Below are 21,791 nucleotides of genomic sequence, written 5' to 3' on the forward strand. Positions count from 1 at the left end.
TTCTCGCTGACCACCGAGGGCAGCGCCTACCTGGCCCATGTGCGCGAAGGGCTGGGGGCGCTGCAGCGCTTTCCGGGCGCGACAGCAGCCCCCGGCCGGCGCCGGCTCAAGCTGGCCGTGACGCCGACCTTCGCGCGCACCATCCTGATCCCGCGCCTGCGCCAGTTCACCGAGGCCTATCCCGAGATCGACCTGGCGCTGCAGGTCTCCATCCCGCTCCTGGACGTGGTGGCCGAAGACGCCGACCTGATGGTGCGCTTCGGCGCCGGCCACTATGCCGACGTGGAGCATGTGGAGCTGGCGCGCGACGTGGTCACCCCGCTGGCCTCGCCGGCCTTCGTGCGCGAGCACGGCCCCTTCGAGCGCCCCGAGGACCTGGAGGGTGTGGCGCTGCTGCGCAGCCCGCTCGAACCATGGCGCACCTGGTTCGGGGCCACCGGCCTGGACTGGTCCGAGCCGAGCGAGGGCTCGCAGTTCAACGACATCGGCCTGATGTGCGACGCCGCGGCGGCCGGCATGGGCGTGGCCCTGGTGCGCCTGAAGCTCGGTGCACCCTGGCTCGAGAACGGCACCCTGGTGCGCCTGTTCGACACCGACACCACCAGCCCCCACGCCCACTACCTGTGCTGGCGCACCGGCACCATGGACCGCTGGGAATGCGCGGCCTTTGCCGAATGGCTGCGCAAGATCATGGTGTGAGCTTGCGCATCCGCCCAGCACAACGCGAAGACGCCGCGGCCATCGCACGCATCCACGTCGCGGCCTGGAAGGCGGCCTATGCGGGCATCATCGACGAGGCCTACCTGGCGGCCCTGTCCACCGCGCAGCGCGAAGCCTATTGGGCCCAGGCGATTGCCCAGGGCAGGCCTGGGCTGCTGCTGGCGCAGGACGACGGCGGCGCCGTGACAGGCTGGATCGCCTTCGGCGACTGCCGCGATGCGGATGCCCCAGCGACCCGGGGAGAGGTCTGGGCGATCTATGTGGACCCGGCCTGCTGGTCGCAGGGCGCAGGCCAGGCGCTGTGGCAGCAGGCCCGGGAGCGGTTGCTGGAACAGGGCAAGGCCGAGGCCAGCTTGTGGGTGCTGGCCGCCAACCAGCGGGCCATCCGCTTCTATGCGGCGCTGGGCTTCGCCCCCGAGCCGGCGAGCGCCAGGACCATCACGGTGGCAGGAGCGCCGATTGACGAGCTGCGCCAGGTCTGCGCGCTGGCGCCGGGCGGCCCTGCCGGGCCTTGAACCGGATTTCACGCCAGCCCTCCAAAAATCTCACGGCGGTCGGCGCCGCCATGGCCTACAGTGGCGGCATGCAGACCGCCTCCCTTTCCTCCCTCGCAGCCAACGCGCCCACCAGGCCCACGCCAGCCGAGCGCGCTGCGCGCCAGGCCGAGGTGGTGCAGGCCCTGGCCCGCACCGTGCCGGCCCACGCACTGCTCTGGCACGCCGAAGACACCACCCCCTACGAATGTGACGGGCTCACGGCCTACCGCCAGCGCCCGCTGGTGGTCTGCCTGCCCGAAACCTACGAACAGGTGCAGGCCGTGCTGCAGGCCTGCCACCGGCTGCATGTGCCCGTGGTGGCGCGCGGCGCTGGCACGGGCCTGTCGGGCGGGGCCATGCCCGACGCCCTGGGGGTGACGCTCTCGCTGGCCAAGTTCAACCGCATCCTCAACGTGGACCCGGTGGCCCGCACGGCCCTGGTGCAGTGCGGCGTGCGCAACCTGGCCATCAGCGAGGCGGCCGCGCCCTATGGCCTGTACTACGCGCCCGACCCGAGCAGCCAGATCGCCTGCACCATCGGCGGCAACGTGGCCGAGAACTCCGGGGGGGTGCACTGCCTCAAATACGGCCTTACCGTGCACAACGTGCTCAAAGTGCGCGGCTTCACCGTCGAGGGCGAAGCGGTGGAGTTCGGCAGCGGTGCGCTCGATGCGCCCGGCTATGACCTGCTGGCCGCCGTGATCGGCAGCGAGGGCATGCTGGCCGTGACCACCGAGGTCACGGTGCGCCTGATCCCCAAGCCGCAGCTGGCGCGCTGCATCATGGCCAGCTTCGACGACGTGCGCAAGGCGGGCGCTGCGGTGGCAGCCGTCATCGCCGCCGGCATCATCCCGGCAGGGCTGGAGATGATGGACAAGCCCATGACCGCCGCGGTCGAGGACTTCGTGCACGCGGGCTACGACCTCGTTGCCGAGGCCATCCTGCTGTGCGAAAGCGACGGCACGCCCGATGAGGTGGAGGAAGAAATCGGTCGCATGACCGAGGTGCTGCGCGCCGCGGGCGCGGTGGCCATCTCGGTGAGCCGCGACGAGGCCGAGCGCCTGCGCTTCTGGAGCGGGCGCAAGAACGCCTTCCCCGCCAGCGGCCGCATCAGCCCCGACTACATGTGCATGGACTCCACCATCCCGCGCAAGCGCCTGGCCGACATCCTGCTGGCCATTGCCGAGATGGAGAAGAAATACCAGCTGCGCTGCGCCAACGTGTTCCACGCGGGCGATGGCAACCTGCACCCCTTGATCCTGTTCGACGCCAACGACCCCGACCAGCTGCACCGCTGCGAACTCTTCGGCGCCGACATCCTGGAGACCAGCGTGGCCATGGGCGGCACGGTGACGGGCGAGCATGGCGTGGGCGTGGAAAAGCACAACAGCATGTGCGTGCAGTTCAGCGCCGAGGAAAACGCGCAGATGGCGGGCCTCAAGCACGCCTTCGACCCGGCCGGGCTGCTCAACCCCGGCAAGGTGATCCCCACGCTGCACCGCTGTGCGGAGTACGGCAAGATGCTGGTGCGCGCGGGGCAGATCAAGCACCCGGACTTACCGCGGTTCTAGGAAGCCGCTAAGGCCTGTTAATACTAATTTCGGGGATCGCGAAATTAGCGTTAACAGGCCCTAGCGGGCGACTGCGCGCCAGATCTCGCCCGCATGCGAGAGTCCAAACAGCACCAGGCCGATCAGCCCGCCCACCACCGTGCCGTTGATGCGGATGTACTGCAGGTCCCGGCCGACCTGCAGTTCGATGAGTTCGGACATCTCCTGCGCATCCCAACGCTGCACGGTGTCCTCGATGTGCTGCGCGATGAACGCGGACACCTCGGGCGCCAGCCCCTCGGCCCAGCGTTCGAGCCGTGCGCTGAGCGATTCACGCAGCGCCGGATCGTCCGCGAGCGAGCGGCCCAGCCAGGCGCCCATGGCCTGCACGTTGCGCGCCACGGCCGAATCGGGCTGGGCCAGGTCGCGGCGCAGCGCCGTGCGCATGCCCTGCCACAGTTCCTGCACATAGCCGCCCAGCGTGGCGTCGGTCTGCAGGTACTGGCGTATTTCGTCGGCCCGCTGCTGCCAGTCGGGGTCGGTCTGCAGGCGCGTGATGAGCCGCTGCACGGCCTCGTCGAAGCGCTCGCGCAGCTGGTGCTGCGGGTTGGCGGCCACTTCGGCCAGCAGGCCGGCCAGGGCATTGGCCACCATCGCCGAGCCCTTGTCGCCCAGCCAGTCGGTGGGGAGCATCTTCTCCTTGACCGGGTGGTCCTTCTTGAGCCATTGCACGATGGTGCGCGCGATCAGGTCGCGCGTCTCCTCGCTCTGCAGCACGGTGATGAGGCGGGCCAGTCCATCGTCGAGCAGCGCCTGGTGGCGGCCGTTGTGCGTGAGCGCGCCCAGCACCGTGGCCATGGTCTGCGACAGGTCGATCTGCCCGATCAGCGTGCGCGCGGCGCGCTGGATGAAGCGCTCCACCTGCGCGTCCTGCACGGCGTCGAGCCCGGCCGAGAGCAGGCGCACCGCCTGCTGCCCAAGCAAGGCGGTGTTGCCCGGCGCCACCAGCCAGTCGGCCACGCGCGCCACAGGGTCGTGGCGGCGGATCAGCGCGACCAGCGAGGGCGCATCGAGGAACTTGTCGCGCACAAAGCCGGCCAGGTTGCGGCCGATGCGGTCCTTGTTGCGCGGGATGATGGCGGTGTGCGGGATCGGCAGGCCCAGCGGGTGGCGGAACAGAGCCACCACGGCAAACCAGTCGGCCAGCGCGCCCACCATGGCCGCCTCGGCCACGGCCTTCAGGCAGTTCAGGGCCAGGCCGCGCTCCACCAGGCTGGTGCCGATGAACACCGCAGTCGCCAGCAGCAGCAGGGCCAGGGCCTGCCGCTTGGCCTTGCGCAGCGCCGCATGGGCGGCGTCCGCGTCGGTGGAAGATGCCATCGGGCGGCGCAGCAGCGCCGCTCAGGCTGCCGCTGCGATCTGGTCGAGCGCCTTGGACAGATGGCCCACGGTGCGCTCCACGTTGTGCCACTTCTCCAGGCCGAACAGGCCGATGCGGAAGGTCTTGAAATCCGTGCCCTCGTCGCACTGCAGCGGCACGCCGGCAGCGGTCTGCAGGCCGACATCCATGAACTTCTTGCCGTTCTGGATACCAGGGTCGGTGGTGTAGCTCACCACCACGCCAGGGGCCTTGTAGCCCTCGGCCGCCACGCTGGGGAAGCCCTTGGATTCGAGCAGCGCACGCACCTTGGCGCCGAGTTCGATCTGCTCGGCGCGCACCTTGTCGAAGCCGTACTCGCGCGTCTCCAGCATCACCTCGCGCAGGCGCACCAGCGCGTCGGTGGGCATGGTGGTGTGATAGGCGTGCTGGCCCTTTTCGTAGCCCTCGGCGATCTGCATCCACTTTTTGAGGTCGCACGAGAAGCTGCTGCTCGTCGTGCCCTCGATGGCCTGGCGCGCACGCTCGCTGAGCATCACCATGGCGCAGCAGGGCGAGCCGCTCCAGCCCTTTTGCGGGGCCGAGATCAGCACATCCACACCGGTTGCCTGCATGTCCACCCACATCGCGCCCGAAGCCACGCAGTCGAGCACGAACAGCGCGCCCACCTCGTGCGCGGCCGCAGTCAGCGTGCGCAGGTAGTCATCGGGCAGGATGATGCCGCTGGCGGTCTCCACGTGCGGCGCAAACACTACCTTGGGCCGCTCGGCACGGATGGCGGCCGCCACCTCGTCGGCCGGGCACGGCGCCCAAGGGGCTTGCGGGCCGTCGCCCTGCTTGCGCGCCTTGCACACCACGGCGCCGCCGCCCAGGCCGCCGGCCGCGTCGAAGATCTGGCTCCAGCGGTAGCTGAACCAGCCGTTGCGCACGATGAGCACCTTCTCGTTGTTGGCGAACTGGCGCGCCACGGCCTCCATACCGAAGGTGCCGCTGCCGGGCACCAGCACGGCCGTGTGGGCGTTGTAGACCTGCTTGAGCGTGGCCAGGATGTCCTGCATCACGCCAGTGAAGCGCTTGGACATGTGGTTGAGCGCGCGGTCGGTGTAGACCACCGAGAATTCGAGCAGGCCATCGGGATCGATATCGGGCAGCAGTCCGGGCATGGGGAAGGTCTCCGTTGGATGGGGCACAGGGCAGCACGCGCGCGGCCGCCCCAATCAGCCGGCCAGCTTAGCATGGCCCTTTGCCACCGGTGGGGTCACCAGGTATCCACAAAGCGGTGCCCCAGGGGCGCCACCTGGGCCGATGCCAGCCCCCGTGCCAGCCAGGCACGCGTTTCGGCCGGATCGATCACCGCATCGATCTCCAGCGTGGCCGCCATGTGCATGGCCTCGCCGTTGGCGTACTGGCGCGCCACGAGCTTCTGGAACAGGGCGTCGCGCTCGGCGCCCTCGGGCACGGCCTCCAGCTCCTTGCGAAAGCCCAGGCGCACGGCGCCTTCGAGCCCCATGGCGCCGAACTCCCCCGTGGGCCAGGCCACGGTGAATACCGGCGCATGGAAACCTCCGGCAGTCATGCCCATGGCCCCCAGCCCATAGCCCTTGCGCAGCACCACGCTGAAGAATGGCACACGCAGGCTGGCCGCCGTCACGAACAATCGGCTCACATGCCGCACCTGGGCTGTGGCCTCCACATCGGGGCCGACCATGAAGCCGGGCGTGTCCACCAGGCTCACCAGCGGCAGGCCATGCGCATTGCACAGCTGCATGAAGCGCGCCCCCTTGTCGGCGGCATCGGCATCGATGGCGCCGCCCAGGTGCAGCGGGTTGCTGGCCAGCAGGCCCACAGGCCGGCCCTCGATGCGCGCCAGCGCCGTGTGGATGCCCGCACCGAAGCCGGTGCGCAGCGGGAGCAGGCTGCCCTCGTCCACCAGCCCCGCCATGGCGGCACGCGTGTCGTACACGCGCAGCCGGTTCTCGGGCACCACACTGCGCAGTTGGCGCTGGTCGGGGACCGTCCAGTGCGCCAGCCGCCCCTGGAAGAACGACAGGTAGTGCCGCGCCGCACGCACGGCCCCGGCTTCGTCGTCCACCAGCACGTCGATCACGCCATTGGCGTGCTGCAACGCGCTCGGGCCGATCTGCTCGGGCTTGAACACGCCGAGCCCCCCGCCCTCGATCATGGCCGGCCCACCCATGCCGATGTTGCTGCCGCGCGTGGCGATGACCACGTCGCTGCAGCCCAGCAGCGCGGCATTGCCCGCAAAACAGCGCCCCGCCGCAATGCCCACCACGGGCACCTGACCCGACAGCGCGGCGTAGCTGGCAAAGGTGTGCACATGCAGGCCCGCCACCACCGGCATGTCGGTATCGCCGGGCCGCCCGCCGCCGCCTTCGGCGAACAGCACCACGGGCAGCTTCTGCGCCAGGGCGATGCCCAGCATGCGATCGGTCTTGGCGTGGTTGCGCGCGCCCTGCGTGCCGGCCAGCACCGTGGCGTCGTAGGACATGACCACTGCGCGCGACTGCTCAGGCCCGAAATCGGCGCTATTGATGCCGCCGATGCCCGTGACCATGCCGTCGGCCGGCGTGTTGGCGACCAGGTCCTCCAGGCTGCGCCGGCGCGTCTGCGCCGCAATGGCCAGCGCGCCGTACTCGATGAAGCTGCCCTCGTCGCACAGGTCGGCGATGTTCTCGCGCGCACTGCGCCCACCCTGCGCCTGGCGCTTGGCCATGGCGTCGGGGCGCGCGGCGGCGAGCGTGAAGGCATGGCGGTCCTGCACGCGCTGCAGATCGGGGCGGATGTGGTCGGCGCCTTGCGCAGCAGCGTCCTCTTCCAATGCGGTCAGCGCACCCTCCACAGGTTCCAGCACCAGCAGCGGCTGACCCTGCACCAGGTAGCCGCCCGTTGCGGCCAGAAGCGCTCGCACCCGGCCCGCATATGGCGCCAGCAGCACATGCTCCATCTTCATGGCTTCGAGCACGGCCAGCTCGGCCCCGGCGGCCACCAAATCGCCCTCGGCCACGGCCAGCTGCACCAGCCGTGCAGGCATGGGCGCCGGCACCGCCCCTTCGGGGGCCGACTCGGGTTGCGCAATCTCCTGGCCCGCCACCGCGGCCAGGGGTTCATCGGCCCACTGGCCCGCCGCCACCAACAGCTCGGGCAAGACCGTTTCCAGCCAGCGCGTGTGCACCTGCTGGCTGTCCATTTCGGGCCGTGCGGCCAGTGCACGCAGCAGCGCCACATTGGTCGCCACGCCGCCGATGCGGCACTCGGCCAGCGCGCGCTGGGAGCGGCGCAGCACGTCGCTGAAGCGGGGGCTGCGCGTGTGCACGATGAGCTTGGCCAGCAGCGTGTCGTAGTGCGGCGAGGGGGTTGCACCCGCCACGCCATGCGTATCCACACGGATGCCCGGGCCGGCCGGCAGCTCGAAGCGCGTGAGCGCACCGCTGCTGGGCACGGCGCCGCCCTGCGCATCCAGCGTCTCGGCGTTGATGCGCCACTGCATGGCAAAGCCCTGCACCGCAGGCGGCGCCTCGGGGTCAAGGCCCAACTCACGCAGGCGCCTGCCAGCAGCCAGCGCAATCTGCGCCTGCACCAGGTCCACGCCGGTGACCTCTTCGGTGACGGTGTGCTCCACCTGCAGGCGCGGATTGGCTTCGATGAAGACAAAGGGCAGCGTGTCGGACGCCAGGTCCACCAGGAACTCGAAGGTCCCCAGGCCCTCGTACGCCACCTCGCGCGCCATGGACAGCGCGGCCGCCACGATGCGTTCGCGCAGCGGGGCGGGCAGCGAGGGGCTGGGCGCCACCTCCACCAGCTTCTGGAAGCGCCGCTGCAGCGTGCACTCGCGCTCGCCCAGGGCAATCACCTCGTGCCCGTCGCCCAGCACCTGTACCTCGATATGTCGTGCACCGTTCATCAGCCGCTCGACATACACGCCCTCCACCCCGAAGGCAGCCAGCGCCTCGCTGCGGCAGCGCTCGTAGGCCTTCGGCAGTTCATCGGCCGCCTGGACGGCGCGCATGCCGCGCCCGCCGCCACCGCCGATCGCCTTGAGCACGATGCCCGCGCCGCCCTGCGCCTGCCAGAAGGCCTGCGCCTCCTTCAGCGTGACGGCAGCCTGCGAGCCCGGCATCAGCGGCACACCGCAGCGCAGGGCCAGCGCGCGGGCCTGCGCCTTGTCGCCGAACAGCGCGAGCTGCGCCGGCGTGGGGCCGATGAAGCGCAGCCCGGCGTCCGCACAGGCGCGCGCGAAGTCGGCACGCTCGCTCAGGAAGCCGTAGCCCGGGTGCACGGCATCGCAACCCTGCGCGCGGGCGATGGCAACCAGGTTCGCGCCATCCAGGTAGGCCGAGGGGCCCGTGGCACCGAGGGCCACGGCCGCATCGGCCGCGCGCACGTGGGGTGCCTGCGCATCGTCATCGGCATACACAGCCACGCTGGCGATGGACAGGTCCTGCAGTGCGCGCACGGTGCGCAGGGCGATCTCGCCACGGTTGGCGACCAAGACTTTGTGGAACAGGGGCGGGGTCATCATTTCAGGGGATCTCTCGGAGCAGGCGGCGCAGCACCTTGCCGGCACCGGTCGCGGGCAGGGCATCGATGAAACGCACTTCGCGCGGGGTCTTGTAGGGCGCCATGTTCTCGCGCGCCCAGGCCACCAGGGCAGCGGCATCCACCTCCTGGCCGGGCTTCTTCACGATGAATGCACGCACCACCTCGCCCTTCTCGGCATCGGCCACGCCGATCACTGCGGCCTGGGCCACGGCGGGGTGCTTGATGAGCAGGGTCTCCACCTCTTCGGGGAACACGCTGTAGCCCGAGACCTTGATCATCTCCTTGAAGCGGCCGATGAAGGTCAGGTAGCCATCGGCGTCCATCTTGCCCATGTCGCCGGTGTGCACCCAGCCATCGCGCAGGGTCTGCGCCGTGGCCTCGGGCTTGTTCCAGTAGCCCTTGAAGTTGCCAGGGCCGTGGATGGTGATCTCACCCACCTCGCCGGCCGGCAACGGCGCGCCGGTCTCTGGGTCGATGATGCGGATGGTGTTGCCCGGCACCGGCTTGCCGTGCGCTCCCCAGCGGATGGCATCGTGCGGCATGTAGGTATCCACGGTGTGCGTCTCCGACAGGCCGTAGGACGCCTCGAACGACGTGCAGTTCGGCGCGAACTCCCTCCACTGCCGCGCCAGCGCCTCGGTGAAGGTGATGCCGAAGCTCGTGACCGGGTTGCGGCGCAATGCACTCCAGTCCATGCCGCGCGCGCCAGGCACCTGCATGAGGGCGCCGTTCATGGGCGCGATGCTGTACCACCAGGTCACGCGGTGGCGCTCCAGCGCCTGGGCCACGGCCAGCGGGTCGAAGCGGTACAGCAGCACCGTGGTGGCGCCGGTGTGGATGGGCAGGTTCACCCCCATCACCATGCCGGCGATGTGGTACAGCGGCGCCACGGCCAGCAGCACATCATCGCCGCGCGCGCCATTGCACTCGGCCGATGCCGCTGTCTTGAAGCGTGCGTTCTCGTAGCTCAGCATGGCGCCCTTGGGCAGGCCCGTGGTGCCCGAGGTATAGGTCATCAGCGCCACGTCGTCCATGCCGATGGCCACCGGTGTGGGCGTGCCGCCGGCGCGCACCACCGCCAGGAAATCCTCGCAGCCGGCAGGCACTGGGGCAGCAGCCGCGCGCATGGCCTGTAGCTCGGCCGGCACATCGATGCTGGGCGCATCGGGCAGCAGCTCGCCATAGCACACCACGAACACGTGCGCAAGCGATGTGGCGGCACGCACCTTGTCCACCACGTGCAGCAGCACGTCGGCCGCCACGATCACGCGCGCGCCCAGGTCCGCCAGCTGGTACTGCAGCTCATGCTCCTTGTTGAGCGGGCCGCAGGGACAGACGATGGCACCGATCTTCTGGATGCCGTAGTGCGCCATCACGTACTGCGGGCAGTTGTTCATGAACAGCGCCACCGGCTCGCCCGGCTGCACGCCCAGCGCCTGCAGGCGGGCGGCAAATGCGTCGCTGGCGGCATCGATCTCGGCCCAGGTGATGGGCTGGCCGTACCAGAGGTAGGCGGTGCGCCCGGGAGTCTCGCGCGCATGGCGGCGCAGGTGTTCGTGCAGCGGCAGCGCGGTGGCGGTCTGTGGCATGGCGTTGTCTCCAAGGTGTCTGCAATCGCTGATTCTCGGCACTGCTTCAGGGTTTGCGATAGGTCCCCGTGCCCGCCAGCGTCTTGCCAATATATACCCATGGGTAGAAGATTGCTACCCATCGGTATAAAGCCAGGTCGCACAAAGGACAGCATCCATGACAGAGCAGCCCCCCGTACAGGCCAGCGGCCGGCAGAAGGCCGCCACGGCCGGGTCGGACAAGAAGCGCGAGCGCATCCTGCGCGCCGCCGAGGCGCTGTTCGACGCCCAGGGCTATGCCAACACCACCATCGAGCAGATCGTGCAACAGCTGGGCGTGACCAAGCCCTTCGTGTACTACTACTTCCGCAACAAACAGGAGATCTTCGAGACCCTGTGCTGGACGCCCGCCGTGGCCTGCTTCACGGCCATGGACTTCGCCGAGGGCGACGACCGCCCGGCGCACGTGAAGGTGACGGAAGGCATCGAGCGCCTGATCCGCGCCACGCTGGCGCACCACCCGGCGGCCTTCTTCCCCTACCGCGAGCCCCAGGTCTACCGTCCCGAGTACCTCGCGGCGCAAAAGCAGCTGGCCAATCATTTCTACGACCGGCTCTGCGCTTTGCTCGAAGAGGGACGACGGGACGGCATGTTCGAGTTCAACGACACCAAGATCACGGCCCTGGCCGCCTGCAGCCTGCCCGGTTTTCTCTACAACTGGTACCGGCCCGACGGGCGCCTGTCGGCCGATGAGGTGGCGCAGGAGCTCTCGCAACTGGCCTGGCGGGTGCTGGGCCTGCGGCGCACACGCCGGCGCACAGCGCCCTGAGCCCGGGCCCGGCCATCCACCGACAAGCAACACACCAAGGAGACACAGACACCATGAAGACCGCTCTGTTCACCCCGCTGGCCGCCGCGGCGGCCCTGGTGATGGCCGCAGCCACCCCGACGCACGCGCAGGAGACCTTCAAGGTCGCCTACATCGACCCGCTCTCGGGTCCGTTCGCCAACGTCGGCGAGCTGATGCTCACCCACACCCAGTACGCCATCGAGGACATCAATGCCAAGGGCGGCGTGCTCAAGGGCGTCAAGCTGCAACTGCTGCAGTTCGACAGCAAGCTCTCCGCGCAGGAAAGCCAGAGCGCGCTGCAGGCGGCCATCGACCAGGGCGCGCGCGCCATCGTCACGGGCGGATCGGGCTCGTCGGTGGTCACCGCGCTGCTGCAGGCCGCGGCACGCCACAACCAGCGCAACCCGGGCAAGGAGATCCTGGTGCTCAACCACTCCTCCATCGACCCCGAGCTCACGGGCAAGGCCTGCAGCTTCTGGCACTTCCAGTTCGATGCGAACACGGCCATGAAGATGAAGGCCATCGCCAACTACATCAAGAAGCAGCCTGACATCAAGAAGGTCTACCTGCTCAACCAGGACTACGCGCACGGCAAGCAGTGGGCGCACTATGGCCGCGAAATGGTGGGCCTGGCGCGCCCGGACATCCAGTTCGTGGGCGAAACCCTGCACCCCATCGGCCGGGTGAAGGATTTCTCGCCCTACGTGTCCAAGGTCAAGAGCACCGAGGCCGATTCGGTCATCACCGGCAACTGGGGCCAGGACATGGTGCTGCTGCTCAAGGCCGCAGGCGACGCGGGCTACAAGCTGCGCTACTTCAACCACAGCGCTGGCGCGGTGCCCGGCACCGTGCTGGCCGTCTCGCAGGCCCAGCTCGGCCAGCTCACCTGGGTGGCCGAGTGGCACCCGGGCCAGGCCGACAGTGCGAAGACGGATGCCCTGGCCAAGGCGTACAAGGCCAAGACCGGCAAGGACTTCCTCGCGCCGCGCATCGACATGACGCCGCGCTTTCTGGCCGCGGCGATCCACAAGGCGCAGTCCACCGACCCGGTGAAGATCGCCCGCGCGCTGGAGGACCTGACCGTGGACACCGTGGTCGGCCCGGTGCGCATGCGCGGCGAAGACCACCAGTTGCTGCTGCCCCAGGTGGTCAACACCATCACCCCGGTGGACGGCAAGTCCGTGAAGACCGGATGGGAAGGCACGAACTACGGCTTTCGCACCGATGCCATCTATTCCGGCAACGAGCTGGCCCAAGGCACGGAGTGCAAGATGACCAGGCCTTGAGCGCGGACTCCCGGGCAGGCTTTCCCCTTCGGAGGCGACTGCCATGGGTCGCGGCTACCATGGCGGCCATAGCCCAGAACCCGAGGAAACCGCCCCATGCCCGACTTTCGCAGCGACACCGTCACCCAGCCCACGCCCGCCATGCGCGCGGCCATGTTCGATGCCCCGCTGGGCGACGATGTGTTCGGCGACGACCCTTCCGTGAACGCACTGCAGGAATACGCAGCGCAACTGCTGGGCTTCGAGGCCGCTCTGTTCGCGCCCTCGGGCACCCAGACCAACCTGATCGCCCTGTGGGGCCACTGCCAGCGCGGCGACGAGGCCATCGTCGGCCAGAGCTGGCACACCTACCGCTGGGAGGCCGGCGGCATGGCCGTACTGGGCTCCATCCAGCCCCAGCCCGTGGAAACCCAGCCGGACGGCACCCTGCGCGTGGCCGACATCGCGGCCGCCATCAAGCCCGACGACCCGCACTTCGCGCGCACCCGCCTGGTGGTGCTCGAAAACACCACGGGCGGCCAGGTGCTGCCCCCGGCCTATGTGGCCGAGGTCTCGGCGCTGGCGCGCCAGCGCGGCCTGGCCATGCACCTGGACGGCGCACGCATGTTCAACGCAGCCACCGCCAATGCGGCCAAGGCCGGCACCGATGTGTACGACGAGGCCCGCACGCTGTGCAGCCATTTCGACTCGGCCTCGCTGTGCCTGAGCAAGGGGCTGGGCGCGCCCATCGGCTCGCTGGTGCTGGGCAGCCACGACTTCATCCGCCAGGCGCGCCGCACGCGCAAGATCCTGGGCGGCGGCATGCGCCAGGCCGGCGTGCTGGCCGCCGCCGGCCGCTATGCGCTGGAGCACCATGTGCGCCGCATGGCCGATGACCACGCCCGCCTGGCCCGGTTGGCCGAGGGCCTGGCCGAGGCCAACCGCAGCCACCCGGTGCTGCAGGGCAAGATCACCGTCCACCCCTGGCAGACCAACATCCTGTTCACCGACCTGCACACGGACGTGGCCCCGGCCTTCACCGCCTGGCTGGCCCAGCACGGCGTGCGCGTGACCAGCGGCCTGTATGCCGGCCAGACCCGCCTGCGCTGGGTGACCCACCTGGACGTGAGCGACGCCGACATCAAGGCCGCGCTGGACTGCGCGGCCATCTTCACCGGGGGCTGAGCCCGCGCCAGTTTCAGCCGGCGGGGTAGGCGCGGCCGCCGAAGATGCCGGTTCCCACGCGCACCAGGGTGCTACCGGCATGGATGGCGGCCTCCAGGTCGGCCGTCATCCCCATCGACAGGGTGTCGAAATCCGCCAGGCCAGGCACGCCGCTGGCCTGGATCTGCTGGAAAAGCCGCTGGGCGCGCAGGTGCAATTCCTTCTGCGTCTCGAAATCCGGCGCATGGTCGGGGATGCTCATCAGCCCCCGCACGGTGAGCCGTGGCAGTTTCGCCACAGCCAGGGCCAGCGCCAGCGCCTCTTCGGGAGGGACGCCGGACTTGGTATCGCCCCCGTCCACGTTGACCTGGATGCACACTTGTAACGGGGCCAGGTGTTCCGGGCGCTGGGCCGACAGGCGCTCGGCGATCTTGGGCCTGTCCACCGTGTGCACCCAGTCGAAGTGCTCGGCCACCAGGCGCGTCTTGTTGCTCTGGATGGGCCCGATGCAGTGCCACTGCAGCACTGCAGGCGTACGCCGACGCAGCGCCTCCACCTTCTCCACCCCCTCCTGGATATAGTTCTCGCCAAAGGCCCGCTGGCCCGCGGCCACGGCCTCAGCCACCGCTTCGGCGCCGAAAGTCTTGGAAACCGCCAGCAGCGACACCCCGGCCGGATCGCGCCCGGCAGCGGCGCACGCCTGGGCGATCCGTCTCAGAACCTGTTGGAGGTTGTTATCAATCGTGGTCATAATGATTGGCAAGCGTACCAAACGATAGAGGGGATCCCGTGGACATTACCCAGCTGCTGGCGTTCAGCGTCAAGAACAAGGCCTCCGACCTGCACCTCTCCGCAGGCCTGCCACCCATGATCCGGGTCCATGGCGATGTGCGCCGCATCAACGTGGACGCGCTGGACCACAAGACGGTCCACGGCATGGTGTACGACATCATGAGCGACTCCCAGCGCAAGACGTACGAAGAATTCCTGGAAGTCGACTTCTCGTTCGAAATCGAAGGCCTGGCCCGTTTCCGCGTCAACGCATTCAACCAGAATCGCGGCGCAGCCGCCGTGTTCCGGACCATTCCGAGCAAGATCCTGACCCTGGAGCAGCTCAACGCGCCCAAGATCTTCGGCGACCTGGCCCTGAAACCGCGCGGCCTGGTACTGGTGACCGGCCCCACGGGCTCGGGCAAGTCCACTACGCTGGCGGCGATGGTCAACTACCTCAACGAGACCGAGTACGGCCACATCCTCACGGTGGAGGACCCGATCGAGTTCGTGCACGAATCCAAGAAGTGCCTGATCAACCAGCGCGAAGTGGGCCCGATGACGCTGTCCTTTGCCGCGGCGCTGAAATCCGCACTGCGCGAAGACCCGGACGCCATCCTGGTGGGCGAAATGCGCGACCTGGAAACCATCCGCCTGGCCATGACGGCTGCGGAAACGGGCCACTTGGTCTTCGGCACGCTGCACACCTCCAGCGCCGCCAAGACCATCGACCGGATCATCGACGTGTTCCCGGCCGAAGAAAAGGAAATGGTCCGCGCGATGCTCTCCGAATCGCTGCAGGCCGTGATCTCGCAGACCCTGTGCAAGACCAAGGACGGCTCGGGCCGCGTGGCCGCCCACGAGATCATGCTGGGCACCAGCGCCATCCGCAACCTGATCCGCGAGGCCAAGGTGGCGCAGATGTACTCCACCATCCAGACCAGCAACAGCGTGGGCATGCAGACGCTGGACCAGAACCTCACCGATCTGGTGCGCCGCAACATCATCAGCCCCGCGGAAGCACGCGGCAAGGCCAAGATCCCCGAAAACTTCCCCGGCTGATCGCAGCACGGGTGAGCACACACTGACCAGAAGATACGGCGGCGCAGTGCGCCGCACTCGGAGCAAAATATGAAAGGCATTCTCGGCCTTCTGCGCATGAAGTCGATCGGCAACAAGCCGGCGGAAGACAATACCGACTCGGTACTGTTCTCGACGGCATTTGCCGGCCAGGGGGTTGACGACTCCATGCTGGTGCCATGGGAGGCGCGCGCCGTGGAAGTGGGTGCCAAGCGCCTGCCCACGAGCCGCGGCGGCAAGCTGCTGCAGGGGCTGTGGGCCAAGGACAAGTACATGGCCCACCTGGACAAGGATGCCGTGGAGCGCAAGGAGCGCTTTTTTGAATTTGCGGCCATTCCGTCCAACCGCGATGTGATCCGCCAGGACGAGTACGGCAACTTCATGGTGGTGCTGCTCACCGGCACCATTGCGGTGGACCGCGTGCAGCCCTGGGGCGAGCACCTGCGCCTGGCCGAAACCCGTCCCGGCGACATCCTCGGCGAAATGTCCCTGCTGGACAGCGGTATCCGCTTTTCCGCCTGCACCACGCTCACCGATTGCGAGATCGCCGTGCTGAGCGCCGAGGCCATGGACGACATGATGTCCAAGGACCCCCAGCTCGCGGCCAGCCTGATTGCGCTGCTGGCCCGCAAACTGTCGTTTCGACTGCGCGTGGTCAGTGCCCGCCTGAGCGACGGCAACCAGAAATGACAATATTGACCGTCCGGCAGACCAGGACCCCAAGGGAGAAATTCTGATGGAACGCGATCAGGCCAGTAAATTCATCAACGACCTGCTCAAGCTGATGGTCAGCCGCAATGGCAGCGACTTGTTCATCACGGCAGAGTTCCCCCCCGCCATCAAGGTCGATGGCAAGGTGACCAAGGTGTCGCCCCAGCCACTCACCCCCACCCACACGCTCACACTGGCGCGCGCCGTCATGAGCGACAAGCAGGTGGCGGACTTCGAGCGCACTAAGGAGTGCAATTTCGCGATCTCGCCCGCGGGCATCTGCCGCTTCCGCGTGAATGCCTTCATCCAGCAGGGCAAGGTTGGCATGGTGATGCGGACGATTCCGCTCACGCTGCCCACCATCGACGGCCTGGGCGTGCCGCAGGTGCTCAAGGAAGTGACCATGACCAAGCGCGGCCTGTGCATCCTGGTGGGTGCCACGGGCTCGGGCAAGTCGACCACGCTGGCCGCCATGGTGGACTGGCGCAACGAGAACTCGTTCGGACACATCATCACGGTGGAAGACCCGATCGAATTCGTGCACCCGCACAAGAACTGCGTGGTCACGCAGCGCGAGGTGGGCCTGGATACCGATACCTGGGAAGCCGCGCTCAAGAACACGCTGCGGCAGGCGCCCGACGTCATCCTGATGGGCGAAATCCGCGACCGCGAGACCATGGAACATGCCGTCGCGTTTGCCGAAACCGGCCACTTGTGCCTGGCCACGCTGCACGCCAACAGCGCCAACCAGGCGCTGGACCGCATCATCAACTTCTTCCCCGAAGAGCGCCGCGCACAGCTGCTGATGGACCTGTCGCTGAACCTGCGCGCCCTGGTGTCCCAGCGCCTGATCCCCAAGCAGGACGGCAAGGGCCGTGCCGCCGCCGTGGAGATCATGCTCAACACCCCGCTGATCTCGGACCTGATCTTCAAGGGCGATGTCTCCGAGATCAAGGAGATCATGAAGAAGAGCCGCAACCTGGGCATGCAGACCTTCGACCAGGCGCTGTTCGATGCCTACGAGGCGAACATGATCAGCTACGAAGACGCACTGCGCAATGCCGACTCGCTCAACGATTTGCGCCTGCAGATCAAGCTCAACAGCCAGCGCGCCAAATCGCCCGACTTGGCCCAGGGCACGGAGCACTTCGCCATCGTTTGATGGCGGCGGTCCGCACCAGTCCCGGCCAAGCAACCCGACACACTCTCGCCCGCCCTTCTGGGCGGGCTTTTTTCTTCTGGACGAAGCCCCGACATGCCAAGCACCAATCCCCGCAGCTACAACACCACCCCTTCGCGCAAGGTCGCCTTCCTGGGCCTGGGGGTCATGGGCTACCCCATGGCCGGCCACCTGGCCCTCGCCGGGCATGAAGTCACCGTCTACAACCGCACCGCCGCCAAGTCCGCTGCCTGGTGCGAGGAATTTGCCGCCAGCAAGGCCCCGCGGCACGCGGCCACACCGCGCGAGGCCGTAGCGGGCGCTGACTTCGTTTTCTGCTGCGTGGGCAATGACGACGACCTGCGCTCGGTCACCCTGGGAGCCAACGGCGCCTTCGCCGGCATGCAGGCCGGCGCCATCTTCGTGGACCACACCACGGCCTCGGCGGAGGTGGCGCGCGAGCTGTATGCCGCAGCACGGGCTGCCGGCCTGCAGTTCGTCGATGCGCCAGTCTCTGGCGGCCAGGCGGGCGCACAGAACGGCCAGCTCACGGTGATGTGCGGGGGCGACGCTGCGGCCTTCGACGCCGCCCAGCCCGTGGCAATGGCCTTCTCGCGCGCCTTCACGTTGCTGGGCACCAGCGGCTCGGGCCAACTGGCCAAGATGGTCAACCAGATCTGCATCGCCGGGCTGGTGCAGGGCCTGTCCGAGGCCGTGGCCTTCGGCCAGAACGCCGGCCTGGACATGAAGCAGGTGCTGGAGGTGATCGGCAAGGGCGCAGCGCAGAGCTGGCAGATGGACAACCGCGGCAAGACCATGGTCGACGACCAATTCAACTTCGGCTTCGCCGTGGACTGGATGCGCAAGGACCTGGGCCTGGTGCTCGACGAGGCCCGGCGCAACGGTTCGCGCGTACCCGTCACCGCGCTGGTGGACCAGTTCTATGCCGACGTGCAACGCATGGGCGGCAGCCGCTGGGATACCTCCAGCCTGGTCAAACGCTTGAAGTGAAGCCCCCCTGAGTCGCTTCGCGCCCCGGCGCGTCCGCCAGAGGCGGCCGCTCTTCGTTGCCGTCCAAACCTGCCCAGGCAGGCTTGGAGCCGCGGCACTCAGTCCCCAGCGTGGCGGGGCGGCCCTTGCACGGGGGCACTGGGCTTGATCGCGCCAGTTTTAACCCCAGGTGTCCCCGGAAATCAGAGCGAGCGGGCGGGTGCCGTGTCGGTGGTGACGGGCGCGGGGGCTGGCATGTTGCGGCGCAGTTCTTCCTCGGTGACGAGTTCGAACACGCGCACGACCTTGGAGACGCCGCTCACGCCGCGGGCGATTTCGGTGGCGCGGCCGGCTTCGCGCTGGGTGACGCGGCCCATCAGGTAGACGATGTTGCGCTCGGTCACGACCTTGAAGGCGCTGGCCGAGATGTCGGCGGCGTCCACGAAGCTGGCGCGCACCTTCCCGGTGATGACCACGTCGTTGGAGCGCTGGCCCAGCGAAGTGTTGGGCAGGATGGCCAAGTCATTGACCACCGAACGCACGTTCTCCACGCCGGTCACGATGCGCTCGATGGCTTCGCGGTCCTGGGCATTGGCCACTTCGCCCGTCAGCAGGGCCTGGCGGTTGAAGCTGGTCACGTTCACATGGGCACGATCGCCCATTGCTTCACGGATGCGGTTGCCTGCCCGCAGTTCGATGCCTTCGTCCTCGATCTGGGTGCCGGTCGTGCGGCGGTCCACGGCCATCATGCCGCCCACCACGGCGCCGCCCACGACAAGGGGGGCGCAGGCCGAAAGGCCGGCAGCCAGCGCAGCCGCGGCCAGGGCGGTGCAAAGGGTACGGTTGAGGGTTTGCTTCATAGCGGTATCTCCTGTTCACCAAGTAACTGGGCATCCACGCCGTCACACAGGCAGTGCAGCACCAGGGCGTGGACTTCGCGCACGCGGGCGGCGCGGTCATGCGGCACGCCGACCAGCACGTCGGTCTCGCGCAGCACGGTCGCCAACTGCCCTCCGGTGCGGCCGCTGAGCACCACCACCGTCATGTCGCGCTCATGTGCGGCCTCGGTTGCGGCCAGCAGGTTGGCATCGTTGCCGCTGACCGACAGGACCAGCAGCAGGTCGCCCGCCTGGCCCAGCGCCCGCACCTGGCGGGCAAATTGCTGCGGGCCGGAATCCTGGGTGCCGGCCGGCCCGGCCGTCAGCAGGGTGCTGTCGGCCGTGAGGGCCAGCGCAGCCAGTTCGGGGCGCTCGCGCTCGAAACCGGCCACAAAGAAAGCCGCAAACTGCTGCGCTTCGGCGGCCGAGGGGCCGTTGCCGCAGGCCAGCACTTTGCCGCCGCTGGTCACACAGGCCAGCATGGCGTGGACCGCTGCCGCGATGGGGATGCTCAGGGCCTGGGCCGACTGGTATTTCAGGTCGGCACTGTCGATGAAATGCTGTTGGATGCGTTGCTCAAGCATGGAGGCCCGATGATACCCGCCGCGTGTTACAGCTTTTGCCGCAAATTTTGTAGCAAAGGGTTTAGGCTGCGCAGGGCATTGCGCCTGGCAACATCCCTGGCGGCCCTACTGCGCGTCAAACGCTGCCTGAAGCCATTGCACCTGTGTGTCTTCCACCAGCACCACGTCGAAGCGGCAGGGCGGCGGAGACGCCAGGCGCATCAGGTAGTGCCGCGCCGCCAGCACGATGCGCTGCTGCTTGGCGGCACCGATGCTCGCCCCGGCCCCGCCGAAGGCCTGGCTGGCGCGGCTGCGCACTTCCACGAAGACGGTGGTGCCATCGCGCTCGCGCATCACCAGGTCGATCTCACCCCCGCCGCGCCCAGGCGTCCGATAATTGCGCGTGAGCAGGCGCAATCCGGCGGCCTGCAGGTGCGCCAGCGCGCGGTCTTCCGCCACGGCGCCCTGCTCGCGCGTGGTGCCGCCGGTGCCATCGGGTGCCGTGCCAGCAGCGGCCTGCCGTCTTCCAAGTCCAAGGAATTTCATTGAGCGCCTCTTTCGCTTCCGCCCTCGACGCCGCACGCGATGCGGCGGCTGCGCAGCATTATCCGCAGGGAGCCCTGTACGTGGTGGCCACGCCCATCGGCAACCTGGCCGACATCACCCTGCGCGCCCTGCATGTACTGCAACTGGCCGACACGGTCGCCTGCGAGGACACGCGCCACACCCAGTCGCTGCTGCGCGCCTATGGCATCGACAAGAATGCGTCGCAGCTGCTGGCCGTGCACCAGCACAACGAGGCCGAGGCCGCGCAGAACGTGGTGCAGCGGCTGCGCGACGGCCAGCGCGTGGCCTACGTGAGCGATGCCGGCACCCCCGGAGTGAGCGACCCGGGCGCCCGCCTGGTGGCGGCCGTGCAGGGCGCCGGCTTGCGCGCCCTGCCCCTGCCCGGCGCCAGCAGCATCACCACCGCACTGAGCGCAGCCGGTGCCGTGGCGCACAGCGCCGAGCATGGCGGTTTCCTGTTCGCCGGCTTCCTGCCCGTGAAAAATGCCGAGCGTGCCAGCGCCATCGGCCAGTTGGCCGGCGAGCCGCGCTGCGTGGTGCTGCTGGAGGCCCCCCACCGCATCGGCGAGCTTGCGCAGGCCCTGGCGGTGCTGGGCGAGCGCCCGGTGACCTTGGCGCGCGAGCTGACCAAGCAGTTCGAGGAAGTGGTGACCCAGCCTGCGCAAGCCCTCACCACATGGCTCGAAGGCGCACCCCAGCGCTCGCGCGGTGAGTTCGTGGTGCTGCTGCATCCCGTGCCGGTGGCCAGTGACGATGGCGAGAGCCTGCGCGTGCTGCGCCTGCTGCTGGCCGAGCTGCCACTGAAGACCGCCGTGCGCCTGTCGGCCGAGATCACCGGCGCATCGCGCAACGTGCTCTACGACACGGCCCTGGGCTGGAAGAAGGGCGAGCCGCAGGGCGACTGAAGCCGGATTTTCAGCGCCCGGAAACTGCCAGCCCCGCCGCCACGCCGCCAAACAGGTCACCTTCGACCTGGGGGGTGCCGGGGAAGGCCCGGCGCAAGGCCTCCCGCAGTGGCCGCAATGCCGATGAGCCACCCGTGAGGTAGATCGCATCCGGCCCACGCGGCGCCAGGCCGGCGAGTTGCACGCACTCCTGTGCGCAAGCCACCACCTGCTCGAGCGGCGAGGCCAGGTGCTGCGAGAGCCCTTCGGGCGTGACGGCCGAGACCAGTGCGGGCTCGATCCAGCCCAGATCCATGGGAGCCTGCGCATCCGACAGCGAAGCTGCGATCTTGGCCTGTTCCACGGTGTTGGCCATGCGGTGGCCCAACCTCTCATTGAGCACCGTCATCAGCCGCACATGCAGACGCTGGTCAGCATAGTCGGTGCGCAGATTCTGCGCGTCGCGCAACGCCTTGGGCGCGTACAGCCACTGGATCAGGTGCCAGGTCGAGAGGTCGAAGAACACGCGGTTGGGCACCTCGCGCCCGCTCGGCCCGATGTGCCGAAAGCCCAGCATGGGCATCAGCAGCTCCAGGC

19 protein-coding genes and 1 pseudogene are annotated in these 21,791 nt (G+C 68.5%); 11 read left to right on the forward strand and 9 right to left on the reverse strand.

Translation table 11 applies throughout. The features are described from left to right. The 3 genes from ACK59X_RS06890 to ACK59X_RS06900 all read left to right on the forward strand — a co-directional run. Nucleotides 1-699 (forward strand): LysR substrate-binding domain-containing protein (locus ACK59X_RS06890; protein ID WP_409956150.1); only part of this gene is annotated, 699 nt, incomplete at its 5' end. Then, on the forward strand, nt 696-1,235 hold the full coding sequence (locus ACK59X_RS06895; protein ID WP_409956151.1) for an N-acetyltransferase family protein: 540 nt from the start codon (nt 696-698) through the stop codon (nt 1,233-1,235). The genes ACK59X_RS06890 and ACK59X_RS06895, both read left to right, overlap by 4 nt. Before the next feature lie 68 nt (nt 1,236-1,303). Then, on the forward strand, nt 1,304-2,827 hold the full coding sequence (locus tag ACK59X_RS06900) for an FAD-linked oxidase C-terminal domain-containing protein (protein WP_409956152.1): 1,524 nt from the start codon (nt 1,304-1,306) through the stop codon (nt 2,825-2,827). Between the two features lie 60 nt (nt 2,828-2,887). Here ACK59X_RS06900 and ACK59X_RS06905 read toward each other — a convergent pair whose 3' ends face one another. The 4 genes from ACK59X_RS06905 to ACK59X_RS06920 all read right to left on the reverse strand — a co-directional run bounded on the left by ACK59X_RS06905 (nt 2,888) and on the right by ACK59X_RS06920 (nt 10,333). Beyond that, entirely contained in the window at nt 2,888-4,186 is a 1,299-nt protein-coding gene (locus ACK59X_RS06905) for a DUF445 domain-containing protein (protein ID WP_409956153.1), read from the reverse strand. 21 nt (nt 4,187-4,207) lie between these two features. After that, nucleotides 4,208-5,347 (reverse strand): pyridoxal-phosphate-dependent aminotransferase family protein, encoded by a 1,140-nt coding sequence (locus ACK59X_RS06910; RefSeq protein WP_409956154.1) that lies wholly within the window; start codon nt 5,345-5,347, stop codon nt 4,208-4,210. Between the two features lie 95 nt (nt 5,348-5,442). Next, the gene (locus ACK59X_RS06915) at nt 5,443-8,709 is read right to left on the reverse strand and encodes a carboxyl transferase domain-containing protein (RefSeq protein ID WP_409956168.1); all 3,267 of its coding nucleotides are present in this window, start codon (nt 8,707-8,709) and stop codon (nt 5,443-5,445) included. Between the two features lie 16 nt (nt 8,710-8,725). After that, a complete protein-coding gene (locus ACK59X_RS06920) occupies nt 8,726-10,333 on the reverse strand; it encodes an AMP-binding protein (protein WP_409956155.1) in 1,608 nt (535 codons plus the stop codon). A gap of 157 nt (nt 10,334-10,490) precedes the next feature. Between ACK59X_RS06920 and ACK59X_RS06925 the strand changes: the two genes are divergently transcribed. The 3 genes from ACK59X_RS06925 to ltaE all read left to right on the forward strand — a co-directional run bounded on the left by ACK59X_RS06925 (nt 10,491) and on the right by ltaE (nt 13,612). Continuing rightward, a complete protein-coding gene (locus ACK59X_RS06925; protein WP_409956156.1) occupies nt 10,491-11,141 on the forward strand; it encodes a TetR/AcrR family transcriptional regulator in 651 nt (216 codons plus the stop codon). A gap of 53 nt (nt 11,142-11,194) precedes the next feature. After that, nucleotides 11,195-12,448 carry a branched-chain amino acid ABC transporter substrate-binding protein gene (locus ACK59X_RS06930; protein WP_409956157.1) on the forward strand — a complete coding sequence of 418 codons (1,254 nt, stop codon included), beginning with the start codon at nt 11,195-11,197 and terminating at the stop codon, nt 12,446-12,448. 96 nt (nt 12,449-12,544) lie between these two features. Then, nucleotides 12,545-13,612 carry a low-specificity L-threonine aldolase gene (gene ltaE / locus ACK59X_RS06935; protein ID WP_409956158.1) on the forward strand — a complete coding sequence of 356 codons (1,068 nt, stop codon included), beginning with the start codon at nt 12,545-12,547 and terminating at the stop codon, nt 13,610-13,612. A 13-nt stretch (nt 13,613-13,625) separates the two neighbouring features. On the opposite strand, the gene ACK59X_RS06940 is transcribed toward ltaE, so the two are convergent. Then, a complete protein-coding gene (locus ACK59X_RS06940; protein ID WP_409956159.1) occupies nt 13,626-14,342 on the reverse strand; it encodes a YggS family pyridoxal phosphate-dependent enzyme in 717 nt (238 codons plus the stop codon). Nucleotides 14,343-14,380: 38 nt separating this feature from the next. Here ACK59X_RS06940 and ACK59X_RS06945 point away from each other — a divergent pair, with 38 nt between their 5' ends. From ACK59X_RS06945 to ACK59X_RS06960, 4 genes are all read left to right on the forward strand, one after another. Beyond that, complete coding sequence (locus ACK59X_RS06945) at nt 14,381-15,424, forward strand: type IV pilus twitching motility protein PilT (protein ID WP_409956160.1); 1,044 nt, start codon at nt 14,381-14,383, stop codon at nt 15,422-15,424. 69 nt (nt 15,425-15,493) lie between these two features. Further along, nucleotides 15,494-16,132, forward strand: coding sequence for a cyclic nucleotide-binding domain-containing protein (locus ACK59X_RS06950; RefSeq protein WP_409956161.1), 639 nt, complete (start codon nt 15,494-15,496; stop codon nt 16,130-16,132). A 46-nt stretch (nt 16,133-16,178) separates the two neighbouring features. Next, nucleotides 16,179-17,315, forward strand: coding sequence for a PilT/PilU family type 4a pilus ATPase (locus ACK59X_RS06955; protein WP_409956162.1), 1,137 nt, complete (start codon nt 16,179-16,181; stop codon nt 17,313-17,315). A gap of 93 nt (nt 17,316-17,408) precedes the next feature. Further along, entirely contained in the window at nt 17,409-18,323 is a 915-nt protein-coding gene (locus ACK59X_RS06960; RefSeq protein ID WP_409956163.1) for an NAD(P)-dependent oxidoreductase, read from the forward strand. Between the two features lie 182 nt (nt 18,324-18,505). Here ACK59X_RS06960 and ACK59X_RS06965 read toward each other — a convergent pair whose 3' ends face one another. The 3 genes from ACK59X_RS06965 to ACK59X_RS06975 form a co-directional block, all read right to left on the reverse strand. Further along, nucleotides 18,506-19,162, reverse strand: a complete 657-nt coding sequence (locus tag ACK59X_RS06965) for a BON domain-containing protein (protein WP_409956164.1) — start codon at nt 19,160-19,162, stop codon at nt 18,506-18,508. Continuing rightward, nucleotides 19,159-19,764: an SIS domain-containing protein gene (locus tag ACK59X_RS06970; protein ID WP_409956165.1), complete on the reverse strand. Its 606-nt coding sequence runs from the start codon at nt 19,762-19,764 to the stop codon at nt 19,159-19,161. The genes ACK59X_RS06965 and ACK59X_RS06970 overlap by 4 nt, the downstream gene beginning before the upstream one ends. Nucleotides 19,765-19,869: 105 nt before the next feature. Beyond that, complete coding sequence (locus ACK59X_RS06975; protein ID WP_409956166.1) at nt 19,870-20,289, reverse strand: YraN family protein; 420 nt, start codon at nt 20,287-20,289, stop codon at nt 19,870-19,872. Between ACK59X_RS06975 and rsmI the strand changes: the two genes are divergently transcribed. After that, entirely contained in the window at nt 20,289-21,215 is a 927-nt protein-coding gene (gene rsmI / locus ACK59X_RS06980) for a 16S rRNA (cytidine(1402)-2'-O)-methyltransferase (RefSeq protein ID WP_409956167.1), read from the forward strand. The two genes, ACK59X_RS06975 and rsmI, sit on opposite strands and share 1 nt — an antisense overlap. A 10-nt stretch (nt 21,216-21,225) precedes the next feature. On the opposite strand, the pseudogene ACK59X_RS06985 reads toward rsmI, so the two are convergent. After that, nucleotides 21,226-21,791, reverse strand: a pseudogene (locus ACK59X_RS06985) (heat-shock protein); the annotation flags it as partial.

The sequence above is a fragment of the Acidovorax sp. genome, from assembly GCF_046339755.1.
GTDB lineage: Bacteria > Pseudomonadota > Gammaproteobacteria > Burkholderiales > Burkholderiaceae_C > Acidovorax.

Bases quoted from the DNA above. Each gene is read 5' to 3' on its own strand.
- ACK59X_RS06940 (WP_409956159.1), bottom strand. From the start codon at position 14,342: ATGACCACGATTGATAACAACCTCCAACAGGTTCTGAGACGGATCGCC.
- ACK59X_RS06900 (WP_409956152.1), top strand. From the start codon at position 1,304: ATGCAGACCGCCTCCCTTTCCTCCCTCGCAGCCAACGCGCCCACCAGG.
- ACK59X_RS06925 (WP_409956156.1), top strand. From the start codon at position 10,491: ATGACAGAGCAGCCCCCCGTACAGGCCAGCGGCCGGCAGAAGGCCGCC.
- ACK59X_RS06950 (WP_409956161.1), top strand. From the start codon at position 15,494: ATGAAAGGCATTCTCGGCCTTCTGCGCATGAAGTCGATCGGCAACAAG.
- ACK59X_RS06955 (WP_409956162.1), top strand. From the start codon at position 16,179: ATGGAACGCGATCAGGCCAGTAAATTCATCAACGACCTGCTCAAGCTG.
- ACK59X_RS06965 (WP_409956164.1), bottom strand. From the start codon at position 19,162: ATGAAGCAAACCCTCAACCGTACCCTTTGCACCGCCCTGGCCGCGGCT.
- ACK59X_RS06970 (WP_409956165.1), bottom strand. From the start codon at position 19,764: ATGCTTGAGCAACGCATCCAACAGCATTTCATCGACAGTGCCGACCTG.
- ACK59X_RS06920 (WP_409956155.1), bottom strand. From the start codon at position 10,333: ATGCCACAGACCGCCACCGCGCTGCCGCTGCACGAACACCTGCGCCGC.
- ACK59X_RS06930 (WP_409956157.1), top strand. From the start codon at position 11,195: ATGAAGACCGCTCTGTTCACCCCGCTGGCCGCCGCGGCGGCCCTGGTG.
- ACK59X_RS06905 (WP_409956153.1), bottom strand. From the start codon at position 4,186: ATGGCATCTTCCACCGACGCGGACGCCGCCCATGCGGCGCTGCGCAAG.
- ltaE (WP_409956158.1), top strand. From the start codon at position 12,545: ATGCCCGACTTTCGCAGCGACACCGTCACCCAGCCCACGCCCGCCATG.
- ACK59X_RS06960 (WP_409956163.1), top strand. From the start codon at position 17,409: ATGCCAAGCACCAATCCCCGCAGCTACAACACCACCCCTTCGCGCAAG.
- ACK59X_RS06910 (WP_409956154.1), bottom strand. From the start codon at position 5,347: ATGCCCGGACTGCTGCCCGATATCGATCCCGATGGCCTGCTCGAATTC.
- ACK59X_RS06975 (WP_409956166.1), bottom strand. From the start codon at position 20,289: ATGAAATTCCTTGGACTTGGAAGACGGCAGGCCGCTGCTGGCACGGCA.